This window comes from Streptomyces sp. PKU-EA00015 (assembly GCF_013387495.1).
Classification (GTDB): Bacteria; Actinomycetota; Actinomycetes; order Streptomycetales; family Streptomycetaceae; genus Streptomyces.
In genome coordinates this window covers 1-13,976 of record NZ_JABZEE010000075.1, presented here as the reverse complement: position 1 = coordinate 13,976, position 13,976 = coordinate 1, and the positions used below count along the sequence as shown (strand labels likewise).

Sequence of the window (13,976 nt, the reverse complement as noted above, 5' to 3'; positions counted from 1 at the left end):
GCTACAGCATTGAGGGACGAAAGGTTCATGTCGGTGAATAAGTCGGGTAACAAGCCCATCCGTCGCGCATTGATCAGTGTCTACGACAAGACGGGTCTTGAGGAGCTTGCCCGCGGGCTGCACGAGGCAGGCGTCGAGCTCGTGTCCACCGGCTCGACCGCCTCGAAGATCGCCGCGGCCGGGGTACCCGTGACCAAGGTCGAGGAGCTGACCGGCTTCCCCGAATGCCTCGACGGCCGGGTCAAGACACTGCACCCGCGGGTGCACGCCGGCATCCTCGCGGACCTTCGTCTGGACGCGCACCGCGAGCAGCTCGCCGAGCTGGGCGTGGAGCCGTTCGAGCTGGTCGTCGTGAACCTGTACCCGTTCAAGGAGACCGTCGCCTCCGGCGCGAGCCCCGACGAGTGCGTCGAGCAGATCGACATCGGCGGCCCGTCCATGGTCCGCGCCGCCGCCAAGAACCACCCGTCCGTGGCCGTCGTCACCAGCCCCGCCCGTTACGCGGACGTGCTCGCGGCCGTCCGCGAGGGCGGCTTCGACCTCACGGCCCGCAAGCGGCTCGCGGCCGAGGCGTTCCAGCACACCGCCGCGTACGACGTCGCGGTCGCCTCCTGGTTCGCGTCCTCCTACGCCCCCGCCGACGAGAGCGACTTCCCCGACTTCCTGGGCGCCACCTGGGAGCGCGAGAACGTGCTGCGCTACGGCGAGAACCCGCATCAGCCCGCCGCGCTCTACACCTCGGGCACGGGCGGTCTCGCCGAGGCCGAGCAGCTGCACGGCAAGGAGATGTCGTACAACAACTACACGGACACCGACGCCGCGCGCCGGGCCGCGTACGACCACTCCGAGCCCTGTGTCGCGATCATCAAGCACGCCAACCCGTGCGGCATCGCGATCGGCGCGGATGTCGCCGAGGCGCACCGCAAGGCGCACGCCTGTGACCCGCTGTCCGCGTTCGGCGGCGTGATCGCCGTCAACCGCCCGGTGTCGGTCGCGATGGCCGAGCAGGTCGCGGAGATCTTCACCGAGGTCATCGTCGCGCCCGGCTACGAGGACGGCGCGGTCGAGGTCCTGGCCAAGAAGAAGAACATCCGCGTGCTGCGGGCCGAGGGCGCCCCGGCGAACCCGGTCGAGCTCAAGCCGATCGACGGAGGCGCGCTGCTCCAGGTCACCGACCGCCTCCAGGCCGACGGCGACGATCCGGCGAACTGGACGCTCGCCACGGGCGAGGCGCTGTCCGCCGACGAGCTCGCCGAGCTGGCCTTCGCCTGGCGTGCCTGCCGCGCGGTCAAGTCGAACGCGATCCTGCTCGCCAAGGACGGCGCCTCCGTCGGCGTCGGCATGGGCCAGGTCAACCGCGTCGACTCGGCGAAGCTCGCGGTCGAGCGCGCGGGCGAGGAGCGCGCCCGGGGCTCGTACGCGGCGTCCGACGCGTTCTTCCCGTTCCCCGACGGCCTGGAGATCCTGACGGCCGCGGGCGTCAAGGCCGTGGTCCAGCCCGGCGGTTCGGTCCGCGACGAGCTGGTCGTGGAGGCGGCGAAGAAGGCGGGCGTGACGATGTACTTCACGGGCACGCGCCACTTCTTCCACTGAGGTTCCGCCGACAGACGGCGCAGGGGCCCGCTGGTGAGCAACCAGCGGGCCCCTGCGCCGTTCGGAGAGGCGCGAAAGGGCCCGGAGAACAGCCGAAGGCCGTCAACCCTCGCCGGAGCGGGGTTCACGGCCTTCGCACGTGAGGTGCTGCGCGGTGTCAGGCGCGCTGGCGGTTGAACCAGGCACCGCCGTCGGACTTGCCGACGAAGACGGTGATGAGGATGGCGAGCACGGTGTGCACCAGGCCGACCAGGACGAACGGGTAGATGCCGAGGACGGCCGTGATGATGCCGAAGACCATGGCGGTGATGCGGATGCCGTTGCCGCCGCTGCCGAACTTGACGCCGAGGAGGATGGCGAGCACACCCCAGGCCAGGATCAGGAACGCGATGGTCCAGACGGCGCCGACCGACATGTCGGCGATCTGCTGGAACTGGATGTCGTCCTTGAGCGCCGGGTCGTTCTTGGCCTCGTTGAGGCCGACGGCGCCCATCGCGGCGAAGATCGCACCGATCACCTGGAAGCCGGCGATGACGAAGAGCATCACGCGGGCCGCCTTGACGCCGCCGGGCATCTCCGTCGGACCGGCCGGGTAGCCGCCGCCCGCGTACGGCTGGACCGGCGGGGCCTGCGGGTAGCCATAGCCGGGCTGCTGGCCCTGCTGCTGGCCGTACGGGTTGTTCGGGTCGCCGAAGCTCATGGGTGGGGTTCCTCCGTTGGGTGATCCAGGGACGACGCGGTCCGAGCGGAGGAACTGCATGGTATTTACTGTTTTGGCCCCCCGGCACTGCCCGCGGCACTGCGCGGATCATCGTCGTATTTCCGTCGCCTTCTTGTCCAGCCGGTATCCGTATGTGTTGTGCAAGTGCAACCTGCTGTTCGCCCGAAGAGCGAGACGGCGGCGGACCGGATTGGAACCGGGACGGGTCCATCCGGGAGGATGGGGGCATGACTGCCCAGATTCTCGACGGCAAGGCCACCGCAGCCGCGATCAAGTCCGATCTGACCGCCCGCGTGGCGGCCCTCAAGGAGCGGGGTGTCACCCCGGGCCTCGGGACCCTGCTCGTCGGGGACGACCCGGGAAGCCGCTGGTACGTCAACGGCAAGCACCGCGACTGCGCGCAGGTCGGCATCGCCTCCATCCAGCGCGAACTGCCCGAGACCGCGACGCAGGAGGAGATCGAGGCGGTCGTACGGGAGCTCAACGAGAACCCCGAGTGCACCGGCTACATCGTGCAACTCCCGCTTCCCAAGGGCATCGACGCAAACCGTGTCCTGGAGCTCATGGATCCGGCCAAGGACGCCGACGGTCTGCACCCGATGAGCCTCGGCCGGCTCGTGCTCGGCATCGAGGGCCCGCTGCCCTGCACGCCGTACGGCATCGTGCAGTTGCTGCGCCACCACGGCGTCGGGATCAAGGGCGCGAACGTGGTGGTCGTCGGCCGCGGCATCACCATCGGCCGGCCGATGCCGCTGGTGCTGACCCGCAAGTCGGAGAACGCCACGGTGACGCAGTGCCACACGGGCACCCGTGACCTGTCGGCGCACCTGAAGCAGGCGGACATCATCGTCGCCGCTGCCGGTGTCCCGCACCTGATCAAGCCCGAGGACGTCAAGCCGGGCGCGGCCGTGCTGGACGTCGGCGTCAGCCGCGACGAGAACGGCAAGATCGTCGGCGACGTGCACCCCGGTGTCGCCGAGGTGGCCGGCTGGGTCGCCCCGAACCCGGGCGGTGTGGGCCCGATGACCCGCGCGCAGCTGCTGGTCAACGTGGTCGAGGCGGCCGAGCGCGCGGCGTCGGCCACGACCGAGGGCTGAGCCGGCGCCATGGGCGTACGCACGAACGACGTCCCCGAGGACGCCGGCGCCGCGACACCGGCCGGCCGTGACGGTGCCGCGCCCGTCGCCGGGCCCGCCGATGCTCTCGCGGACGGGTCCGCGGGCCACGACGCGCCCGTCGAGCGGCAGGGCGGCCGTGACGCTGACGCGGGCGCTGCCGCGCCGGGCGGGCCCCGGTCCGCGGCCGGAGAGCCGGGTGGCCCCGCAGGCGACGGGGCCGCCGACGACGCGCGCCAGGAGGCCGGTCCCGGCGGGGCCGGGGAGAAGAAGCCCTCGCGGCGGCCTCCCGCCGTCACGCGGGACACCGCGCGGCCCGAGGGCGGCGGGCGCGCCGCGCCCAAGGACGCCCCCGCTCCCGCGCGGCAGTGGCCCCTGCTCACCGTCCTCGGGATGACCGCGGCCGGCATCCTCGTCGTCGGCACCGACGCCTTCGCCGAAGCCTTCCGGATCGGCGCGATCCTCATCGGGGTCGCGCTCATCACCGGAGCCGTACTGCGGCGCTGCCTGCCCTCGGTCGGCATGCTCGCCGTGCGCTCGCGCTTCACGGACATGATCACGTACGGCGTGCTCGGCGTGGCGATCGTGCTGCTCGCGCTCGTGACGCAGCCCAAGCCCTGGCTGGACATCCCGATCCTCGAGGACGCCGTGCACTTCACGGTGCGCTAGCGCACCGCCCCGAAACGGCGAACGGCGCCCGTCCTCTCCCCCGAGGGAGGACGGGCGCCGCCGTGTTTCAAGAGTCATGCACGCGCCAAGGGCGTTCAAGGGACGGCTGGGGCCTGTGGCACGGAGGTGACCATTCCGCCATCGTGTGATCGTTCCGCCACGGACGGGAACGGGCTGGTCAACAGCGGCCGGGCCGCCGTGCGCCCGGTCAGGACGCGACGCGCATCGCGGCGCGAGCGGCCGTACGGCGGGCGAAGCGGCGCTCGCGCGTCGTCCGGACGGGTGAGCCGCGCCACAAGGGGGTGTGGATTGCCCGGTGCCCGGGTCGGATAGCCTGACCGCTGGAAGTCTCTTCACGTCAAGATTCAGGTCGGGGCGTGGACGAGACGTCCCGCACGAGGGGCAGTGTTGCCCACCGCCAGCTGTCATACGGAGATCGCCATGACCCGCACTCCCGTCAACGTCACCGTGACCGGCGCGGCCGGCCAGATCGGCTACGCGCTGCTCTTCCGCATCGCCTCCGGCCACCTGCTCGGCGCGGATGTGCCGGTCAAGCTGCGCCTGCTCGAGATCCCGCAGGGCCTGAAGGCCGCCGAGGGCACCGCCATGGAGCTCGACGACTGCGCCTTCCCGCTGCTCAAGGGCATCGACATCACCGACGACCCGAACGTGGCCTTCGACGGCGCCAACGTCGCCCTCCTGGTCGGCGCCCGCCCCCGCACCAAGGGCATGGAGCGCGGTGACCTGCTGTCCGCCAACGGCGGCATCTTCAAGCCGCAGGGCAAGGCCATCAACGACAACGCCGCGGACGACATCAAGGTCCTCGTCGTCGGCAACCCGGCCAACACCAACGCGCTCATCGCGCAGGCCGCCGCCCCGGACGTACCGGCCGAGCGCTTCACCGCGATGACCCGCCTCGACCACAACCGCGCGATCTCCCAGCTGGCCGCCAAGACCGGCGCCGCCGTCTCCGAGATCAAGCGCCTCACCATCTGGGGCAACCACTCGGCGACCCAGTACCCGGACATCTTCCACGCGGAGATCGCGGGCAAGAACGCCGCCGAGACCGTGAACGACGAGGTGTGGCTGGCCGACACCTTCATCCCGACCGTCGCCAAGCGCGGCGCCGCGATCATCGAGGCCCGGGGCGCGTCCTCGGCCGCGTCGGCCGCGAACGCCGCCATCGACCACGTCCACACCTGGGTGAACGGCACCGCCGAGGGCGACTGGACCTCCATGGGCATCCCGTCGGACGGCTCCTACGGCGTCCCGGAGGGTCTGATCTCCTCCTTCCCGGTCACCTGCAAGGACGGCAAGTACGAGATCGTCCAGGGCCTGGAGATCAACGACTTCTCGCGTGCGCGCATCGACGCGTCCGTGCAGGAGCTGGAGGAGGAGCGCGCGGCGGTCCGCGAGCTCGGCCTCATCTGACGTACCGCACACAGCGGTTCACGCCCCCGGCGGCTCCGGCCCGCCGGGGGCGTGCTGTTTTCCGTGCTGCCGCAGGGCCGGGAGGCCGGGGTGCGTTCAGACGGCCGCCGGTGACCCCGAGTTGATGTGCACGGAGGCGATGCGGTCGAGGTCGTCGAAGAGGACGTCCACCGTGCCGCCGTCGGGGAGGCCCGCGCTCACGCGGTCGGCGGCCCGGCGTACGGGGAGATCGTGGTGGGCGAAGTAGCCCTCGACGACCCGCCGCGCGGAGCCGCCGACCAGTCCCGCGCCGGTGAGCAGGACGCGGGGGAGCGTGATCGCGTTCGGCTCGGCGACGGGGACCCGGGGGTCGTCGGGGACCAGGTAGGCGCGCGCGGACGGGTTGGCCTGCACGCCGATGTAGCCGGACGCGCCGAGGACCCCCATCGCGGTGAACGCCAGGGTCTCCGCGGCGCGGTGCGGGTCCTCGTGCCCGGCGAGGTGGAGCAGCTCACTTGTGAACTCGGGCAGACCGTGGGTCCGGCCGTACGCGCGGAGCGTCTCGGCGGCGTGCACCACGGGCGAGCCCTGGAAGCCGGGGTTGGCCCAGGCCCACAGCCACGACTGCTCGTCGGTGTCGAACGTGCCCAGCAGCGAGATCCGCAGCTCCCGGCCGGACTGCCGGTACAGGCACTGCCCGAGGTCGGCGCTCCACTCGCCCATGGGCAGGAAATCGTTGAACGCCTCGAGCTGTTCGGCGCCCCAGGCCGCGTGCTGCTCGGTGAGCCGGAGGAACGGCTCGCTGAAGATCCTGGTCATGCACCTGACCCTAAAGGAGCCGCCCTCCACGCGTACGCCGCCTCCTTGATCGTGCTCGGGGGCGAGTGACGCACGTCGCATGCATGGTGTGAAGCAGGACACTTTCCGTTAACCGTTCCGCATGGATTTGGGATCCCCGGGCAGGCGGCCAGATCGCCGGGGTGTGACCGGTGCAGGACGAAACGGGAACGAAAGGTCAAACACGACGTGTCGGCAGCACAACAGACCATCCACGTGGGCGGGGAATGGCGCTCGGCGCTCTCCGGCGCCACGCGCGAGATCATCGACCCCGTCGACACGAGCGTGTTCGCCGTCGTCTCGGAGGGCGGCGTCGCCGACACCGACGACGCCGTGGCCGCCGCGCGGGCCGCCTTCGACGACGGGACCTGGCCGCGTACGCCGGTCGCCGAGCGGGCCGCCCTGCTGCGCCGCGTCGCCGCCCTGCTGGAGCGTGACCGGGAGCGGATCGCCGGCCTGGAGAGCCAGGACGCCGGCAAGACCCTCGAAGAGGGGCGCACCGACGTCGACTGCGTGCGCGACGCCTTCGTCTACTTCGCCGACCTCGTCATGAACGAGAGCGGCGGCCGCGTCGTCGACGCAGGGTCCGACGAGATCCACAGCGTGGTCGTCCACGAACCCGTCGGCGTCTGCGCGCTGATCACGCCCTGGAACTACCCCCTGCTCCAGGCCAGCTGGAAGATCGCCCCGGCGCTCGCGGCCGGCAACACCTTCGTGATCAAGCCCAGCGAGATCACCCCGCTGACCACCGTCGCGCTGATGGAGCTGCTGATGGAGGCCGGGCTGCCCCCCGGCGCCGCGAACCTCGTCACCGGCCCCGGCGACACCGTCGGCGCACGCCTCGCCGAGCACCCCGACGTGGACCTCGTGTCCTTCACCGGCGGGCTCGTCAGCGGCACCAAGGTCGCCCACGCCGCCGCCGACACCGTCAAGAAGGTGGCCCTCGAACTCGGCGGCAAGAACCCCAACGTCGTCTTCGCCGACGCCTGCGCGACCGAGGAAGGCTTCGACACCGCCGTCGACCAGGCGCTCAACGCCGCCTTCATCCACAGCGGCCAGGTCTGCTCCGCCGGGTCGCGCCTCATCGTCGAGGAGTCCCTGCGCGAGCGCTTCGTCGCCGAACTCGCCCGCCGCGCCGAGAAGATCCGGCTCGGACGCGGCACCGACAAGGGCGTCGAGTGCGGCCCGCTCGTCTCCGCGCAGCAGCTCGCGAGGACCGAGGACTTCGTCGCGTCCGCGCTGCAGGAGGGCGCGGTGCTCCGGGCGGGCGGCCAGCGTCCGGACGGCCCCGGCTACTTCTACCGCCCCACGGTCCTCGACCGGTGCAACCGCCGGATGCGGGTCGTCCGTGAGGAGGTCTTCGGGCCGGTCCTCACCGTCGAGACGTTCCGTACGGAGGACGAGGCCGTCGCCCTCGCCAACGACACCGAGTACGGCCTCGCGGGCGGCGTCTGGACCGCCGACGCCGGCCGCGCCCGCCGCGTCGCCGGACGGATGCGCCACGGCACCGTGTGGATCAACGACTTCCACCCCTACCTCCCGCAGGCGGAGTGGGGCGGCTTCGGGAAGTCGGGCACCGGTCGTGAGCTGGGGCCGACGGGTCTCGCCGAGTACCGCGAGTCCAAGCACATCTACCAGAACCTCGCCCCGCGCCCCGTGCGCTGGTTCGCGGGCTGAGCGGAGAGAACAGCACATGACCGAGCACCACACCGTGTACGACTACGTCGTCGTCGGCGGCGGCACCGCCGGATCCGTGATCGCCTCCCGGCTCACCGAGGACCCCGACGTCACCGTCGCCGTCATCGAGGGCGGCCCCAGCGACGTCGGCCGCGACGACGTGCTCACCCTGCGTCGCTGGATGGGACTCCTCGGGGGCGAGCTGGACTACGACTACCCGACCACCGAGCAGCCCCGCGGCAACTCGCACATCCGCCACAGCCGCGCCCGCGTGCTCGGCGGCTGCTCCTCCCACAACACCCTCATCGCCTTCAAGCCGCTGCCGTCCGACTGGGACGAGTGGGCCGAGGCAGGCGCCGAGGGCTGGGACGCCGCGTCGATGGACCCGTACTTCGCCAAGCTGCGCAACAACATCGTCCCCGTCGACGAGGCCGACCGGAACGCCATCGCCCGCGACTTCGTCGACGCCGCGCAGACCGCGCTCGAGGTGCCGCGCATCGAGGGCTTCAACAGCAAGCCGTTCCACGAGGGCGTCGGATTCTTCGACCTCGCGTACCACCCGGAGAACAACAAGCGCTCCTCGGCCTCGGTCGCCTACCTGCACCCCTTCCTCGACCGGCCGAACCTGCACATCGCCCTGGAGACCTGGGCGTTCCGCCTGGAGCTCGAGGGAGCCCGGGCCACCGGCGTGCACGTGCGCACCAAGGACGGCGAGGAGCAGGTCGTACGGGCCCGGCGCGAAGTCCTCGTGTGCGCGGGCGCCGTGGACACCCCGAGGCTGCTCATGCACTCCGGCATCGGGCCGCGCGCCGACCTGGAGAAGCTCGGCATCCCCGTCGTCCACGACCTTCCGGGCGTCGGCGAGAACCTGCTCGACCACCCCGAGTCCGTCATCGTGTGGGAGACCCACGGGCCGATCCCCGAGAACTCGGCGATGGACAGCGACGCCGGTCTCTTCGTCCGCCGGGACCCCGCCTCGGACGGGCCCGACCTGATGTTCCACTTCTACCAGATCCCCTTCACCGACAACCCCGAGCGCCTCGGCTACGAACGGCCCGCGCACGGCGTGTCGATGACCCCGAACATCCCCAAGCCGAGGAGCCGCGGCCGGCTGTACCTGACCAGCGCGGACCCCGAGGTCAAGCCCGCCCTCGACTTCCGGTACTTCACCGACGAGGACGACTACGACGGCCGCACGCTGGTCGACGGGATCAGGATCGCGCGCGAGATCGCGAAGCAGGAGCCGCTTGCCGGGTGGCTGAAGCGTGAGGTCTGCCCGGGCCCGGAGGTCACCTCCGACGAGGACATCAGCGAATACGCGCGCAAGGTCGCGCACACCGTCTACCACCCGGCGGGTACCTGTCGGATGGGCTCGGAGGGCGACGAACTCGCTGTTGTGGCACCCGATTTGAAGATCCGCGGCCTCAACGGCATCCGGATCGCCGACGCTTCCGTCTTCCCGACGATGACGGCCGTCAACCCGATGATCACAGTGCTGATGGTCGGGGAGAAATGCGCGGACCTGCTGGTTGCGGAAGCCGGCAAGAGGGGCGGGAACCGATGAAGTCAGATCCCACGAAGGCAGATCCCATGAAGGCAGATTCGAAGGCGTCGGAGCCGAAGGCGTCCGAGATGACGGCGTCGAAGAGCAAGGCCTCCGAGACCAAGGCGCCGGACACCCAGGCGTCGACCGTCAAGGTGCCCGCCCAGAGGCCCGATTCCTCCGGCGGGGCGGCCGCGCCCGCCGAAGCGCCGGCCGTCTTCTCCGTACGCGACCTGTGGAAGGTCTTCGGACCGAAGGCCGCAAAGGTCCCGGCCGACCCCGCGCTGGCCGCCCTGCCCCCCGCCGAGCTGCGCGAACGCACCGGCTGCACCGCAGCCGTACGGGACGTCTCCTTCGACGTGCGCAAGGGTGAGGTCTTCGTCGTCATGGGCCTGTCCGGCTCCGGCAAGTCCACGCTCGTGCGCTGTCTGACCCGGCTGATCGAGCCGACTTCCGGGACGATCGCCATCGACGGCGAGGACGTGCTCTCCATGGACAGGGCACGGCTGCGCGAACTGCGCCGCCACCGTGCCTCCATGGTCTTCCAGCACTTCGGTCTGCTGCCGCACCGATCGGTGCTCGACAACGTCGCCTACGGTCTGGAGATCCAGGGCATGGGAAGGGCCGCGCGCCGCTCGCGTGCCGCCGAAGTCGTGGCGAAGGTCGGCCTGGAGGGCCTGGAACACCGCAGGCCCGGTCAGCTGTCCGGCGGCCAGCAGCAGCGTGTCGGTCTGGCGCGCGCGCTCGCCGTGGACCCGGAGGTGCTGCTGTTCGACGAGCCGTTCAGCGCACTGGACCCGCTGATCCGCCGCGACATGCAGGAGGAGGTCGTACGGCTGCACCATGAGGAGGGCCGCACGATGGTCTTCATCACGCACGACCTGAGCGAGGCGCTGAAGCTCGGCGACCGCATCGCGCTGATGCGGGACGGCCGGATCGTGCAGCTCGGCACCCCGGAGGAGATCGTGGGCGCCCCCGCCGACGACTACGTACGGGACTTCGTCCGCGACGTGCCGCGCGAGCAGGTCATGACGGTGCGCACCGCCATGCGGCCCGCTGAGGGGGACGAGGCCGAGGGAGGGCCTGCGCTGACCCCCGGCGCGACCGTCTTCGAGGCGATCGAGGCCGTGGCCCGTACCGGGCAAACGGCCCGCGTCGTCGAGGGCGGCCGGTGCCTGGGCGTCGTCGGCCACGCGGACCTGCTGGCGGTCGTGGCGGGCACCACCGGCCCCAAGGAGGTCGCCGCGTGATACGCCGAGAGCACACGACATCTCGCCGAAGTACTGAGGGACGGTGGTCTCGATGACCGCCGCCGTGTCCGCGCCCGTCGCGGAGAAGAAGGACATCACCGGGCAGCCGCTCCGCGACATCCTGCGCCACCCCGTGAAGGCCAAGCTGCTGGCCCTCGCCGCCCTCGCGGTCGTGCTGGTGCCCGCCGGGTTCGCCCTGTGGGGCGGCGGCAGCTGGCCGGCCGCCCTGCACATCGACATCTCCGGGCCGCTCGACGACGCCAACAGGTGGGTCGTCGACAACCGCGACACCCACCCGCTGTTCCTGTACTTCCTGCTGCACCTGTCCAACACGGCCACCGACGCGGTCGGCGGCGTGTACGACCTGCTGAGTTCGATCGGCTGGGTCGGGGTGCTCGCCGCCGGCGTCCTCCTCGCCTGGCGCGCCGCCGGGCTCGGACGCAGCGGTGTCAAGGTCGCCGCGACCGCCTTCGGCGCGTTCGCCCTGTGCGGACTGCTGGGCATGTGGAACGCCACGCTTCTCACCATCGCGCTGATGGTCGTCGCCGTGGCGGTCGCCGCGCTGCTCGGTGTGCTGATCGGCCTGGCGGCCGGTCTGTCCGACCGGATCAACCGTGCGCTGCGGCCGGTGCTCGACACCATGCAGGTGCTGCCTGCCTTCGCGTACCTGCTGCCCTTCGTGCTGGTCTTCGGCACCGGCACGCCGGCCGCGCTGTTCTGCACCGTCATCTACGCCGCCCCGCCCATGGCCCGCCTGACGGCGCTCGGACTGCGCGGCGCGGACCCCTCGGTGCTCGAGGCGGCCGCCTCGCTCGGCGCGAGCCCGTGGCAGCGCCTGCGGACGGCCCGGCTGCCGCTCGCCCGTCAGCAGATGCTCCTCGGCCTCAACCAGACGATCATGATGGCGCTGTCGATGGTCGTCATCGCCGCGCTCGTCGGCGCCGGCGGCCTCGGCGAAGAGGTCTACTCGGCGCTCTCCACCGTCGACGTCGGCAAGGCGCTGGCCGCCGGTATCCCGATCGTGCTGATCGCGATCTGGCTCGACCGCACCACCGCGGCGGCCGGCGACCGCATCGGTCACAGCACGCCGGGCGACGGACCGCTGCACGGCCGCTCGGGCTGGGCCCTGGTCGCGGCGGGTGTCGTCGCGGCGGTGTCGGCGCGGTTCCTCGTCGGCACCGCCTGGCCCGAGGCCTGGACGTTCGACATCTCCACCCCGGTGAACAAGGCACAGGGCTGGATCACCGCCCACGTCTCCTCCGGCGTCCCGGTGCTCGGCGGCACCGAGACGTGGTCGGAGCAGTTCACCCTGTGGGTCCTCAACCCGCTGCGGGACGGCCTGGTCTGGCTGCCCTGGTGGGCGGTCCTGCTGATCGTCGCCGGCCTGGCATGGCTCGTCGGCACCTGGGCGACGGCTCTGACGGCCACGCTCGCGATGTCGGCGATCGGTGTGCTCGGCGTGTGGACGAAGTCCCTCGACACGCTCTCCCAGGTGCTGGCCGCACTGGTCGTCACGCTGGTCCTCGGCGTCCTCGCGGGCGTCGTGTGCGCCCGTGCCGGGCGGCTGGAGCGCTGGCTGAGGCCCGTCCTCGACGCCATGCAGACGATGCCGCAGTTCGTCTACCTCATCCCGGTCGTGGCGCTCTTCGGCGTCACCAGGGCGTCGGCCATCATCGCGGCCGTCGTCTACGCGCTGCCCGCGGTCGTGCGCATCACCGTGCAGGGCCTTCGCGAGGTCGACCCCGCCGCGATGGAGGCGGCGCGCTCACTCGGCGCCTCGACCCGGCAGCAGCTCTTCCAGGTCCAGCTGCCGCTCGCCCGGCCGGCTCTCCAGCTCGCCGTCAACCAGGGCGTCGTGCTGGTCCTGGCCGTGGTCGTCGTCGGCGCACTCGTCGGCGGCGGAGCGCTCGGCTACGACGTCGTCAAGGGCCTGTCCCGCGGCGAGATGGGCCTCGGCATGACCGCCGGTGTGGCGATCGTCTGCCTCGGTCTCGTACTCGACCGGGTCACGCAGCCCACGGCCCGCAAGCGTCCCTGATCCGTCCGGAACGCCCCCTGACCACCACTGACGTCCCCGTCACCAACAGCAGGAGCCCCATCATGCGAAACCGCACCAGAACCCTCCGTACCGCAACCGCCGTCGTCGGCGCCCTCGGCGTCCTCTCGCTCAGCGCGTGCAGTGCCGCCGAGACCGGCAAGAGCCAGGACGCGGCCGACGGCGACAAGACCGTGAAGCTGACCGTCCCCTCCTGGGTCGGCGCGCAGGCCAACACGGCCGTCGCCGAGTACATCCTGGAGAAGGAGCTCGGCTACACGGTCAAGTCCCAGCAGATGGGCGAGGTCCTCGCCTGGGACGCGCTCTCGAAGGGCGACGTCGACGCGATCATGGAGGACTGGGGGCACCCCAAGGAGGAGAAGCGGTACGTCGAGGACAAGAAGACCGTCGTCAAGGGCGGCGACCTCGGTGTCACCGGCCACATCGGCTGGTTCGTGCCCAAGTACTTCGCCGACGCGCACCCCGACGTGACGGACTGGAAGAACCTCGACAAGTACGCCAAGGAGCTCGCGACCGCCGAGAGCGGCGGCAAGGGCGAGATCCTGGAGGGTTCGCCGGACTACGTCACCAACGACGACGCGATCATCAAGAACCTCGACCTGAACCTGAAGACGAACTACGCGGGTTCCGAGGCGGCGCAGATCACGGCCATCAAGAAGTACGTGAAGGACAAGAAGCCCTTCCTCACGTACTGGTGGACGCCGCAGTGGCTGAACGCCGAGGTCGACCTGGTCGAGGTCAAGCTCCCCGCGTACAAGGAGGGCTGCGACGCCGACCCGAAGAAGGTCGCCTGCGCCTACCCCAACACCCCGCTGCAGAAGTTCCTCAACGCGGACTTCGCGAAGAACGGCGGGGACGCCGCCGAGTTCCTGAAGAACTTCACGTGGACGACCGAGCAGCAGAACGAGGTCGCGCAGATGATCGCCGGGGAGAAGATGTCCCCCGAGGCCGCGGCCGAGAAGTGGGTCAAGGCGAACGAGTCGACGTGGAAGGCCTGGCTGCCGAAGAAGTGACACCGGGGGCGGGCCGGGCCCCCGGCCCGCCCGGCGCCCGCGGCGCGGGCTCGTGAGGCGAGCGGGCCGGGGCTCGGCAGCCGAGCGGGTTT

General features: G+C 71.2%; 11 protein-coding genes. 9 read left to right on the top strand and 2 right to left on the bottom strand.

Features of this window, described 5'->3' with window-relative positions:
• The first annotated feature begins 27 nt into the window (after positions 1 to 27).
• Positions 28 to 1,593 (top strand): bifunctional phosphoribosylaminoimidazolecarboxamide formyltransferase/IMP cyclohydrolase, encoded by a 1,566-nt coding sequence (purH, locus tag HW130_RS32565; RefSeq protein WP_177153379.1) that lies wholly within the window; start codon positions 28 to 30, stop codon positions 1,591 to 1,593.
• A gap of 157 nt (positions 1,594 to 1,750) precedes the next feature.
• Here purH and HW130_RS32560 read toward each other — a convergent pair whose 3' ends face one another.
• Positions 1,751 to 2,293 (bottom strand): hypothetical protein, encoded by a 543-nt coding sequence (locus HW130_RS32560; RefSeq protein WP_177153378.1) that lies wholly within the window; start codon positions 2,291 to 2,293, stop codon positions 1,751 to 1,753.
• Positions 2,294 to 2,541: 248 nt separating this feature from the next.
• Between HW130_RS32560 and HW130_RS32555 the strand changes: the two genes are divergently transcribed.
• The 3 genes from HW130_RS32555 to HW130_RS32545 all read left to right on the top strand — a co-directional run bounded on the left by HW130_RS32555 (position 2,542) and on the right by HW130_RS32545 (position 5,529).
• Positions 2,542 to 3,411, top strand: coding sequence for a bifunctional methylenetetrahydrofolate dehydrogenase/methenyltetrahydrofolate cyclohydrolase (locus HW130_RS32555; protein WP_177153377.1), 870 nt, complete (start codon positions 2,542 to 2,544; stop codon positions 3,409 to 3,411).
• Between the two features lie 9 nt (positions 3,412 to 3,420).
• On the top strand, positions 3,421 to 4,098 hold the full coding sequence (locus tag HW130_RS32550; protein WP_177153376.1) for a DUF3017 domain-containing protein: 678 nt from the start codon (positions 3,421 to 3,423) through the stop codon (positions 4,096 to 4,098).
• 441 nt (positions 4,099 to 4,539) lie between these two features.
• Positions 4,540 to 5,529 (top strand): malate dehydrogenase, encoded by a 990-nt coding sequence (locus HW130_RS32545; protein ID WP_177153375.1) that lies wholly within the window; start codon positions 4,540 to 4,542, stop codon positions 5,527 to 5,529.
• A 96-nt stretch (positions 5,530 to 5,625) separates the two neighbouring features.
• On the opposite strand, the gene HW130_RS32540 is transcribed toward HW130_RS32545, so the two are convergent.
• Positions 5,626 to 6,327, bottom strand: coding sequence for a DUF6882 domain-containing protein (locus HW130_RS32540; protein WP_177153374.1), 702 nt, complete (start codon positions 6,325 to 6,327; stop codon positions 5,626 to 5,628).
• Between the two features lie 207 nt (positions 6,328 to 6,534).
• On the opposite strand from HW130_RS32540, the gene HW130_RS32535 reads away from it, so the two are divergent.
• The 5 genes from HW130_RS32535 to HW130_RS32515 all read left to right on the top strand — a co-directional run bounded on the left by HW130_RS32535 (position 6,535) and on the right by HW130_RS32515 (position 13,884).
• On the top strand, positions 6,535 to 8,022 hold the full coding sequence (locus tag HW130_RS32535) for an aldehyde dehydrogenase family protein (protein WP_177153373.1): 1,488 nt from the start codon (positions 6,535 to 6,537) through the stop codon (positions 8,020 to 8,022).
• A 16-nt stretch (positions 8,023 to 8,038) separates the two neighbouring features.
• A complete protein-coding gene (locus HW130_RS32530; RefSeq protein WP_177153372.1) occupies positions 8,039 to 9,586 on the top strand; it encodes a GMC family oxidoreductase in 1,548 nt (515 codons plus the stop codon).
• A 68-nt stretch (positions 9,587 to 9,654) separates the two neighbouring features.
• Positions 9,655 to 10,815: a glycine betaine/L-proline ABC transporter ATP-binding protein gene (locus HW130_RS32525; RefSeq protein ID WP_177153380.1), complete on the top strand. Its 1,161-nt coding sequence runs from the start codon at positions 9,655 to 9,657 to the stop codon at positions 10,813 to 10,815.
• Between the two features lie 52 nt (positions 10,816 to 10,867).
• On the top strand, positions 10,868 to 12,853 hold the full coding sequence (locus tag HW130_RS32520; RefSeq protein ID WP_177153371.1) for a proline/glycine betaine ABC transporter permease: 1,986 nt from the start codon (positions 10,868 to 10,870) through the stop codon (positions 12,851 to 12,853).
• A gap of 62 nt (positions 12,854 to 12,915) precedes the next feature.
• Positions 12,916 to 13,884, top strand: coding sequence for an ABC transporter substrate-binding protein (locus HW130_RS32515; protein ID WP_177153370.1), 969 nt, complete (start codon positions 12,916 to 12,918; stop codon positions 13,882 to 13,884).
• Positions 13,885 to 13,976: the final 92 nt, after the last annotated feature.